Here is an 8,962-nt window from a genome sequence, read left to right as displayed (position 1 = left end):
GCATGCGACGCTGGGCTGGCGCCGGGCCTTCGGCGACGTGCAGCCGGAAACGACCCTGGTCCTGGACGGCGGCAGCGTGCTGACCGTGGCCGGCGCGCCGATCGCCCGATCCGCGGCGCTGGCAGGCCTGGGCATGGAAGTCGCCGTATCGCGCTCGGCCGTCATCGGCCTGGCCTATGGCGGCCAGTATGGCGGCGGCAACCGCGAACACACGGGCTCACTGAGCTTGCGCTGGGCCTTCGGCAGCCTCTGAAAACTGCTGCCCGACGCCCCCGCCATCCGTCCCTTTCGCCTTAGAATTACGCACTCAGACTGCGCATTTCCTCTTTCATCATGTCCGAATCCCCCATGCCCCTCGGCGCCATCGCCTATGGCGTCGCCACGCTGGCTGCCGACGGCGCCATCCTGGACACCTGGTATCCGCGCCCCTCGCTGGCCGACAACTCGCCCGCCACCGGCACCCGCCACCTGTCGCCCGAGGAAGCCCGCGCCGCGCTGGGCGAACACGTGCCCACCGCCCTGATCCGCGACACCCGCCGCAAGGTGGACATCGTCGCGGTGCGCACCGCGATCGCGTCGCTGGACGAACCGCCGGTCGATGCGCACGACGCCTACCTGCGCCTGCACCTGCTCAGCCACCGGCTGATCCGTCCGCACGACGCCAACCTCGATGGCCTGTTCAACGTGCTGGCCAACGTCGCCTGGACTTCGGCCGGACCGTGCGCGGTAGACCAGGTGGACACGTTGCGCTGGCACTTGCGCGCCTCGGGGCAGATCCTGGAGATCCGCGGGGTCGACAAGATTCCCCGCATGACCGACTACGTGATGCCCGCCGGCGTGCGCATCGCCGACACGGCGCGCGTGCGGCTGGGCGCGCATCTGTCGCCCGGCACCACGGTCCTGCATGAAGGTTTCTGCAATTTCAACGCCGGCACGCTGGGCGCGTCCATGGTCGAAGGCCGCATCAGCGCGGGCGTCATCGTCGACGACGGCAGCGATATCGGCGGCGGCGCGTCCATCATGGGCACCATGTCAGGCGGCGGCAAGCAGGTAGTCTCCATCGGCAAGCGCTGCCTGCTGGGCGCCAACTCGGGCATAGGCATTTCGCTGGGCGACGATTGCGTGGTCGAAGCCGGCTGCTACATCACCGCCGGCACGCGTGTGCTGACCCCCGAAGGCGCGGTGGTGAAGGCCACGTCGCTGGCGGGCCAGCACGGCCTGCTGTTCCGCCGCAATTCGCAGACCGGCGCCGTGGAGTGCCTGGTGCGCACCGCCGCCTGGGGCACCCTGAACCCCGATCTGCATACGGGGCATTGACCGGGCGCCGCGCAAGCGGTCCTGCTCAGGCGTATTCCGCCGTCCGTCCCAACTGGTCGTAGACCAGGTTCACGAACAGGTCCGAACTCAGCACGTTTGCGGCCAGGCACGAAAACACGGTCTTGCCGTCTTCGTCCTGCAGGCTGATCGTCTCGGCCCATTGGTTCAGATCGATGCGCTTGAGCGATTCGTACGGCCATGTGGCGCCGCCGATATGCAGGCCCTCGGCCGACAAAGCCAGCTCCTGCGTCTGCAGGTCCGGGAAATCGCCGCTCTGGACGTAGCGGAACGCGACTCGGGCGCCATCCGCGATCTTCTCTTCCAGCACGGGCAGGCGCTGCGCCACGTAGCGCGCGCGGAACGCGTCCATCAGCTTGTTGAATTCGCCGACCTCGGCGGGCACCAGGGTCCAAGGCTGCGCCGAACCGGTGCGGTAAGCAAAATGATTGATCAGGCCAGCGCCTGCGTCCGGCCCGGAGGCGAACAGGAACAGGTCCTGGATATCCGCGAATGCGGTGTAGATGCGCACGTCGCCTTGCCGGCAGACAATGCCGTGCTCGTGCAGTTCAAAACAATCCGGGGTGCTCCCCGTGTGGTTAAACACCGCCAGCGCGACAGAGGCTTGCGGGGTTTTGCTATCGGTCATGCAACTTCCTTATTGGAATTAGGGTGCTTTCGCGGCCCAGGACGTCGCAAAGTCATGCGATCCGTATTCTCCCCTATATAGACAATGCCTGCTTGATGACCCCGTTTTTCAGGCACTTCGGCCTGGGTGGCGGTTTTCAGGCCCCTGGCGGCACCGGCGTGAACCGATAGTGCGCCACCGTGCCGCCGCCCGCGATGATGGCGGTGGATTCGGGCACTTCCTCCCAGGCGCCGGGCATCTCGGTCAAGGGTTCCGACAGCAGCAGGAAGGCGTCATCGTCCAGCGCCGCGACCTGCGGATTGTCGGGATACAGCTGGCGCAGATGGCGCACGCAGGTGTTGTGGAACAGCGTGCGCGAGTCCGCCTCGCTGGAATAGCGCACCGCGATCAGGCGCTGGCCGTCCAGCGCGCAGACCGTCATGTTGATAGGCTGCGCCACGCCGTGCCGCCTGCCCGTCTCTTCCACCGCGCCCACCATGCGGGCCAGCGCCGCCAGCGGGTCTTCCTCCAGGCCGAAGCTCAAGGCCAGCAGGAACATCACCTCGGAATCGGTCGACCCTTCCAGCGAGCCGAAATACGCGGGCGCGATCATCAACATCAGGTCGCGCCTGAGCAGCGGATAGTCGCGGATGACGCCGTTATGCACGAACAGCCACTGCCCGTGGCGGAACGGATGGCAGTTGGTTTCCTGCGCGGGCGTGTCGGTGGCGGCGCGGATGTGCGCCACGAACAGCGGCGCATGGATGGCGCGCGCCGCCTCGCGCAGATTGCGGTCGTTCCAGGCCGGATGCACGCTGCGATAGCGAAATGGCGGTTCCAGCGGCAGGCCTTCACGCTGGCGGCCATACCAGCCCAGGCCGAAGCCATCGCCGTTGGTGGTGGTGGCGCCCAGCCGCGAGTGCAGGCTCTGGTCGATCAGAGAGTGCTTGGCCTTGAACAGCACACTCTCCATCTGTATGGGACTACCGGTATAGGCCAGCCAGCGACACATGGCGCGCTCCTTCGATTCGCGGGATTGCCGCGCCCCGGACCGCGGGGCGGGCGCAGTCCAGTGTAGGAGCAGGCCTCGGCTTTCCACAAGCCGCCGCCCCGCCCCTATTTCTTCAGCAGCGCCTTGAGCATGGCCATGCGCTCCTTGGGATTCATCGCGGCGGTGGCCTCGTCTTCCTGCACGCGCACGTCGCCCAGGCCCATTTCCTCGATGAAGCGCGAAGGCTCGCGCACCAGGTCCTCGCGCGCCCGGCGCCGGCGCTTGCACCAGCTCAGGTTCAGGCTGCGCTGGGCGCGCGTGATGCCCACGTACATCAGCCGCCGTTCCTCCTGGATGCGCGAGGCCAGGTTCTCGGCCGCGCGCGCCGGATCGCCAACCTCGTCGTCCTTGCCCAGGTGAGGCAGCAGGCCTTCTTCGACGCCAGCCAGGTATACGTGCGGATACTCCAGACCCTTGGAGGCGTGCAGGGTGGACATCTTCACCGCGTCGGGTTCTTCTTCCTCGCCGCGCTCCAGCATGGTGACCAGCGCCACGTGCTGCACCAGGTCGAAGAGCGTCATGTTGTCCTCTTCGGCCTTGCGCTTGAGCCAGCCGGTCAGCTCCAGCACGTTCTGCCAGCGCGTCTGCGCGGGCCGTTCCTCGAACAGCTCGTACAGATAGCGTTCGTACTGGATGGCCTCCAGCAGATCGTCCAGCAGCACGCCCGCGGGTTCGGCGGGCGCGGCGTCCTTGCCCGAGGCCGCGCCGCGCCCTGCGCGCCACTGCATGCGGCGGATGAACTCGGTGAAGGTGCGCAGCGGCTCCAGCTGGCGCGGCGCCAACTGGCTTTCCAGGCCGGTCTCGGCAACGGCCGCCAGCAGCGACAGCTCGCGGCTGGCGGCGTACTGGCCCAGCGTCTGCAAGGTGGCCTGGCCGATGCCGCGCTTGGGCGTGGTGGCCGCGCGGATGAAGGCCGGGTCGTCCTCGTCGTTGGCCAGGATGCGCAGATAGGCCAGCACGTCGCGCACTTCGGTTTTGTCGAAAAAGCTCTGGCCGCCCGAGATCGTGTACGGAATCTTCAGGTTGCGCAGGGCCTGTTCCAGGATGCGCGACTGATGGTTGCTGCGGTACAGGATGGCGAAGTCCTTCCATTGCGCCTGGCGCTCGAAGCGCGAGGCCGACACCTTCATGGCGATGGACTCCGCCTCCTGCTCTTCGCCGTCCATGGCCGACACCAGGATGGGCTCGCCCACGCCCAGCTCGGACCAGAGCTTCTTGTCGAATAGCTTGGGGTTCTTTTCGATCACCTGGTTCGCCGCGGCCAGGATGCGCTGCACCGAACGGTAGTTCTGCTCCAGCTTGATGAGCTTGATGTTGGGATAGTCGGTGGTCAGCTTGGCCAGGTTCTCGATGGTGGCGCCGCGCCAGGCGTAGATCGCCTGGTCGTCGTCGCCCACCGCGGTGAACATGGCGCGCGAGCCCGTCAGCAGCTGCACCAGCCGGTATTGGCAGACGTTGGTGTCCTGGTACTCGTCCACCAGCAGGTAGCGCACGCGGTTCTGCCAGCGGGTGCGCACCTCTTCGTTGTTGGCCAGCAGCAGCGCAGGAATGCGGATCAGGTCGTCGAAGTCCACCGCCTGGTAGGCGGCCAGCGTGGCGGCGTAGCTGCGGTAGACGTTGGCCGCTTCCACGTCGGCCGGCGTGATGGCCTCGCGCGCCGCGTCGTCCGGCTCCATCAGCCCGTTCTTCCACAGCGAGATGATGCCCTGCACGTGGCGCAGCCGACCCTTGTCGGTGGTGTTCAGCAGTTCCTGGATGATAGCCATGGCATCGTCGGCGTCCAGGATGGAGAAGGTCGGCTTGAGGCCCGCGTTGCGCGCTTCCTCGCGCAGCATCTTCACGCCCAGCGAATGGAAGGTGCTGATGATCAAGCCCTTGGACAGCTTGCGGTCCACCAGGGTCTTGACGCGCTCGTCCATCTCGCGCGCGGCCTTGTTGGTGAAGGTCAGCGCCACCACGTTGCGGCCCATGTAGCCGCATTCGCGCAGCAGGTACGCGATCTTCTGCGTGATCACGCGCGTCTTGCCGCTGCCGGCGCCGGCCAGCACCAGGCAGGGGCCGTCCAGGTACAGCACCGCTTCGCGTTGCGCGGGGTTCATGCCTTGGGCTATAGATTCGCTGGCGGACATTTGAGTCAGGTGATCATGCTTCGCGGCGGCCGCATTGAGGATGCGGCCGGCAAGCACGGGGCTTGCGGCCGCCCGTCAGCGGGCCGGTGACACGCGAGAAAAAGGGGACGGGTGCAGCCGCCGCGGCGGGCCTGCCGCGCCGGCGCGATAGAGGAGAAAGATCATAGAACAATCGGATCGGCGGCGCATCGGCCCCAGCCGCAATCGATCAGATTTCCAGCGGATCGACTTCCAGTTGCCAACGCACGCGCGCCTCGTTGGCGAGGTACGGCAGGTGATGCGACCAGGACGCCAGGAAGGCCTGCAAGGCCGGGCGGCTGCTGCTTTCCGCCAGCAACTGGGCGCGCTCGATATTGGCCACGCGCACCACCCGCAGCGGCACCGGGTCGTACAGCATGATGGCGTCCAGGCCCGGGAAGTCGGCCGCCCATTCTCCTTCGGGCAAGCTTCGCGCCCGCTCCAGGAACTCCTGGGCCACCTTCAGCTCGCGCGCCTCGGCGGTCAAAAGCGCCTGGTAGACGAAAGGCGGCAGGCCGGTGCTTTCGCGCTCGTGCAGCGCATGGCGGGCAAAGCCCGCGTAATCGTGCCGCAGCAGCGCCTGGTAGACCGGTTGCTCGGGGTAGCCGGTTTGTATCAGCACCTCGCCGTTGCCCTGATGGCGGCCGGCCCGGCCCGCCACCTGCATCAGCTGCGCGAACAGGCGCTCCGGCGCGCGGAAGTCGTGCGCGAACAGCATCGAGTCCGCATTCAGCACTCCCACCAGTCCGAGGCGGGCGAAATCATGGCCCTTGGCCACCATCTGCGTGCCCACCAGGATGTCCACCTCGCCTGCGTGCACCGAGGCGAACAGCGCCTCGGCGCTGCCCTTCTTGCGCGTGCTGTCGGCGTCGATGCGCAGGATGCGGGCCTCGGGAAACAGTTCCGCCAGATGTTCCTCCACGCGCTGCGTGCCGCGTCCCATGGGCGCCAGGTCCTGGTCGCCGCATTCGGGGCAGGCGCGCGGCACCGGGGCCTGATAGCCGCAGTGATGGCATTGCAGGCGATGGCCGCGGCCATCGGTGCGATGCAGCACGGTGAACGCGGTGCAGCGCGGGCAATTGCTGACCCAGGCGCAGGACTGGCAATGCAGCACCGGCGAATAGCCGCGCCGGTTCAGGAAGATGAGCGATTGCTCCTTGCGCTCCAGCCGCTGCGCAAGAGCGTCCAGCAGCTGCGGCGACATGCCGTGTTTCAGTTGCAGGCGGCGCGTGTCCACCAGCCGCATGGACGGCAGGCTGCTGGCGCGCGCCCGGCCCGGCAGCGTCAGGCGCAGGTAGCGGCCGCGCTCCGCATGCTGCCAGGTCTCCAGCGACGGCGTGGCCGATCCTAGCACCACCGGGATGCCCAGGTCATGGGCGCGCCACACAGCCAGGTCGCGCGCCGAATAGCGCAGGCCGTCCTGCTGCTTGTAGGACGCGTCGTGCTCCTCGTCCACCACGATCAGACCCAGCTGGCCCAGCGGCGCGAACACCGACATGCGCGTGCCCAGCAGCATGCGCGCCTCGCCGCGCTGGGCGCGGGCCCAGGCTTGCAGGCGCTCGCCATCGGACAAGCCGCTATGCATGACCGCCAGGCCATCCGGCCCGACCAGCGCCTCCAGGCGCGCGCGCAGCGCGCTTTCCAGCTGCGGCGTCAGATTGATTTCGGGCACCATCAGCAGCACCTGGCGTCCTGCGGCCAGGACCTTCTCGGCCGCCCGCAGATACACCTCGGTCTTGCCGCTGCCCGTCACGCCGTGCAGCAGCACGGGCTTGAACCCGTTGAGGGCGCCGATCGTGTCCACCGCCTCGCGCTGGGCGTCGTTGAGTTCCGGCGGCTGGTCGGCCTGGGCCGGCGCGCGCGCGGCCTTACGCTTGCGCCCGTCCAGCCGCGCCACCGGTCCGCCGGCGGAGCGCTTGCCCTGGTAGGCGGTGGGCTTGCGTAGCGGCGGCGGCAGTGTGGGCAGCATCACCTCGCCTAGCGGCCGCTGATAGTAGTCCGCGGCAAAACGAGCCAGGCGCAGCCAGTCCTCGTCGAAAGGCGGCAGGTCGTCCAGCACCTCCTCGATCGGCCGGATCTGCTTGGGATCGAAGGACGGTTCGGCCGGATTTTCCACCACCACGCCGATCAGCTTGCGGCGGCCGAACGGCACGATGACCCGCAGGCCGACCGTCACCGGCGCCTCGCTGCGGTAGTCGAACGGGCCGGGCAGGGGCACGTCCAGCGCCACGCGCACCCAGCAGACCGCGGGGGTCGTGTTTGGCTGCGCTTCAGACATTGGGGCTAGGACGGTGCATGTAGAAGGATGATCCCGGATGATGGCGGCGTGCTCCGCTTTCCGCCTGTGGATAACTTTGGGGAAAAGGCTGGAGCAACATCGGAAATTGGAATTTGACAAGATTGCGCAAACTTGCGAAATCTTCTTTAAAACCATCAAATCGTTATTTAAAACAATAACTTATGAAGGCTTCCCAGATTGTAAACTAGCATCTAAAGGGTTTTCCCCGAGAGCAATCCTGCTGTGCACAAGTGTCCCCGGGGGCCCTCCTGCTCCGGCCCTTTAGACCGAAGCGTCCACTCACTTACCCCCGCAGCGAACGGCTGTGCTGGTGGACTTCATCAACCAATTCGGCTACAGCTTCTGGCGGAGTGAAGCGGGAAATTCCGTGCCCCAGATTGAACACGTGGCCGCCCTTGCCCACCGGTCCAAAGGCGTCCAGCACACGCCGCGCCTCGGTACGGATGGCGGGCCCGCCGCCGAACAAGGCCATCGGATCCAGGTTGCCCTGAAACGCCACCGAGTCCCCGGTGCGGCGCCGCGCGGCGGCCAGATCCACCGTCCAATCCAGGCCCACGGCGTCGGCGCCGCAGGCGGCGATCTGCTCCAGCCATTGGCCGCCCCCCTTGGTGAAGACGATGGCCGGCACGCGGCGGCCTTCGCGTTCGCGGGTCAGACCAGCCACGACCTTGCGGGTGTAGGCCAGCGAGAATTGCTGGAACAGGCCGTCGGCCAGCACGCCGCCCCAGCTGTCGAACAGCATCACGGCTTGCGCGCCCGCGTCGATCTGCGCGTTCAGGTACTGCAAGGTGGCTTCCGCGTTGATCTCGAGTATGCGGTGCAGCAGGTCAGGACGCGCGTACAGCAGGGTCTTGATCAGGCGGTAATCGTCGCTGCCCTGGCCTTCCACCATGTAGCAAGCGATGGTCCAGGGGCTGCCGGCAAAGCCGATCAGCGGTACCTTGCCGTCCAGATCGCGCCGGATCGTGCGCACGGCGTCGAAGACATAGCGCAGCTTGTCCATGTCCGGTACTTCCAGGCGCGCCACGTCTTCCTCGGTACGCACCGGACGGGCGAAGCGCGGCCCCTCGCCTTCGGCGAAGTCCAGGCCCAGGCCCATGGCGTGCGGCACCGTCAGGATGTCCGAGAACAGGATGGCCGCGTCCAGGTCGAAACGCTCCAGCGGCTGCAGCGTGACTTCCGAGGCGTAGTCCGGGTTCTGAGCGAGGCCCATGAAGGAACCCGCACGGGCCCGCGTCTGGCGGTATTCGGGCAGGTAGCGGCCGGCCTGGCGCATCAGCCAGATCGGAGTGTAGGGCACGGGCTCGCGCAACAGCGAGCGCAAGAACACATCGTTCTTCAGTACGGAAGCAGACACGACTATCCTCGATGATCGGAAGCCGTGATTTTACTTCCCCTGGCTGACAAGTCTCGGCCAACCGCTGGCCCATGCTTGCCGGCGCGCAAGCAAGGCGCCTTCCACGCCGGACGGCGCGCGCCGAGCCCGAATGGCGGAGCCAGCGCGGCCACGGCCCATTGAGCCG

At 67.1% G+C, this 8,962-nt stretch carries 7 protein-coding genes; 2 read left to right on the top strand and 5 right to left on the bottom strand.

Annotation, left to right across the window (positions count from 1 at the left end):
* Positions 1–253 (top strand): autotransporter domain-containing protein (locus tag VIR09_RS27745; protein ID WP_332015787.1); only part of this gene is annotated, 253 nt, incomplete at its 5' end.
* Positions 254–348: 95 nt separating this feature from the next.
* The gene (gene dapD / locus VIR09_RS27740; protein WP_414639473.1) at positions 349–1,317 is read left to right on the top strand and encodes a 2,3,4,5-tetrahydropyridine-2,6-dicarboxylate N-succinyltransferase; all 969 of its coding nucleotides are present in this window, start codon (positions 349–351) and stop codon (positions 1,315–1,317) included.
* A gap of 25 nt (positions 1,318–1,342) precedes the next feature.
* Here the strand turns inward: dapD and VIR09_RS27735 are convergent, their stop codons facing one another.
* From VIR09_RS27735 to hemE, 5 genes are all read right to left on the bottom strand, one after another.
* Positions 1,343–1,963, bottom strand: coding sequence for a hypothetical protein (locus tag VIR09_RS27735; protein ID WP_332015785.1), 621 nt, complete (start codon positions 1,961–1,963; stop codon positions 1,343–1,345).
* Positions 1,964–2,099: 136 nt separating this feature from the next.
* Positions 2,100–2,954 carry a class II glutamine amidotransferase gene (locus VIR09_RS27730; RefSeq protein WP_332015784.1) on the bottom strand — a complete coding sequence of 285 codons (855 nt, stop codon included), beginning with the start codon at positions 2,952–2,954 and terminating at the stop codon, positions 2,100–2,102.
* 104 nt (positions 2,955–3,058) lie between these two features.
* Positions 3,059–5,122, bottom strand: coding sequence for a UvrD-helicase domain-containing protein (locus VIR09_RS27725; protein ID WP_332015783.1), 2,064 nt, complete (start codon positions 5,120–5,122; stop codon positions 3,059–3,061).
* A 208-nt stretch (positions 5,123–5,330) separates the two neighbouring features.
* On the bottom strand, positions 5,331–7,418 hold the full coding sequence (locus tag VIR09_RS27720; RefSeq protein WP_332015782.1) for a primosomal protein N': 2,088 nt from the start codon (positions 7,416–7,418) through the stop codon (positions 5,331–5,333).
* Between the two features lie 304 nt (positions 7,419–7,722).
* Entirely contained in the window at positions 7,723–8,796 is a 1,074-nt protein-coding gene (gene hemE, locus VIR09_RS27715; RefSeq protein ID WP_332015781.1) for a uroporphyrinogen decarboxylase, read from the bottom strand.
* Positions 8,797–8,962: the final 166 nt, after the last annotated feature.

The sequence above is a fragment of the Achromobacter sp. genome, from assembly GCF_036567245.1.
Lineage (GTDB): Bacteria > Pseudomonadota > Gammaproteobacteria > Burkholderiales > Burkholderiaceae_B > Achromobacter.
The sequence above is the reverse complement of the archived record's forward strand: the minus strand, read 5'-3'. Positions and strand labels throughout refer to the sequence as shown.